This window comes from Bradyrhizobium sp. P2_E8, assembly GCF_056403875.1.
Map to the genome: position 1 here is coordinate 1 of NZ_JBFUES010001512.1, position 1,202 is coordinate 1,202.

The following is a 1,202-nucleotide window of genomic DNA, read 5'->3' on the forward strand; positions in this document are numbered from 1 at the left end:
GCTCCAGACCGTGGCGCGCTGGATGACTTCGGCATTGCTCGCACGCAGCGACTGCACGAGATCGGCGCCGACCCAGTAGTCGGCACCGAGCTGACTACGTTCAGTCACCGGCGTCGAAGCGATGGCGCGAAACACCTGGCCGCCAGGGCCGATATTCTCGTCGAGCAGCAGCGTGGACAGGCCGGCTTCGGCGGATGTCGCAGCGGCGGCGAGGCCGGCGGGTCCGGCGCCAATCACCACCACATCGTAATCTTCGTGCTTGGGAGCCACAGTCATCTTCCGATCTCCCGCTTGCCCTTCTGGATCTCGATCTGCATGCCCTCGGCAACGGGCACGAGGCAGCCCTGGCGATTGCCGACGCCGTCGATGGTGACGAGGCAGTCGAAGCAGACGCCCATCATGCAGTAGGGCAGACGTGGCGCGCCGCTCACCGCGGTGGAACGCCGCGCATCCTGGCCGGAGGCCAGCAGCGCAGCGGAGACGGTATCGCCCTGACGCGCCGCGACGGCAACGCCGTCGACGAAGATCTGCACTTGCGGGCGTTTGTCCTGTCCGGATCGTCTAAACATGGGATGCCTCTTGGCTCCTTGATATCTCTAGTAGCCGCTGTTGTTGGCTGCGCCAGTGCCGCCAAAACGGCTGGCCGAGAACGCGCCGACCAGCTCCGGCTCGAGCGCGCCCTGCACGACCATCCGCGCGATCTCGAAGGCGTGGTTGGAGGCGAGCGTCACGCCGGAATGGCAGCAGGCGACGAAGGCGCCGGGATGGGTCTCCGACTGGTCGTAGATCGGAAAGCCGTCCTGCGGCATGACGCGGATGCCGGCCCAGCTTCTGACAACGTTGAGCCGCGAAAGATGCGGGAACATGCGCTGCGCGCGATCGGTCATCACCGCGCTGATCGAATGCTTCAGCGCGCGATCGTCCAGCTCGTCCTCCTTGCTGTCGCCGATCATCACCGTCCCCTCGTCGGTCTGGCGGATCGTGGTCAGCGGGTGCGGCAGGAACGGCATGGTGCGCTCGGTCACCACGATCTGGCCGCGGGTCGGGCCCATCGGCGCGTAGAGGCCGACCATCGGCGCCAGCGTCTGGTTGGCATTGCCCGCGGCGAGCACGATTTTGGCGGCACGAAGCTCGCCCTTCGGCGTGGTCAGGCGGAATTCGCCGCCGCTCTTGCTGATCGCCGAAACCGGTTGCTCCGGAAG

3 protein-coding genes are annotated in these 1,202 nt (G+C 66.6%); all 3 read right to left on the minus strand.

Going from position 1 to position 1,202, the window contains the following annotated elements; all coding sequences use genetic code 11:
- Window positions 1–276, minus strand: a 276-nt coding sequence (locus tag AC1D00_RS41880; RefSeq protein WP_477014741.1) for an FAD-dependent oxidoreductase, incomplete at its 3' end; no start/stop codon positions are given.
- Window positions 273–569: a (2Fe-2S)-binding protein gene (locus AC1D00_RS41885; protein WP_404553049.1), complete on the minus strand. Its 297-nt coding sequence runs from the start codon at window positions 567–569 to the stop codon at window positions 273–275. The genes AC1D00_RS41885 and AC1D00_RS41880, both read right to left, overlap by 4 nt.
- Before the next feature lie 27 nt (window positions 570–596).
- Window positions 597–1,202 (minus strand): NAD(P)/FAD-dependent oxidoreductase (locus tag AC1D00_RS41890; RefSeq protein ID WP_477014742.1); only part of this gene is annotated, 606 nt, incomplete at its 5' end.

Excerpts from the sequence above, each read along its gene's own strand:
- AC1D00_RS41885 (WP_404553049.1), bottom strand. The coding sequence starts at position 569 with ATGTTTAGACGATCCGGACAGGACAAACGCCCGCAAGTGCAGATCTTC.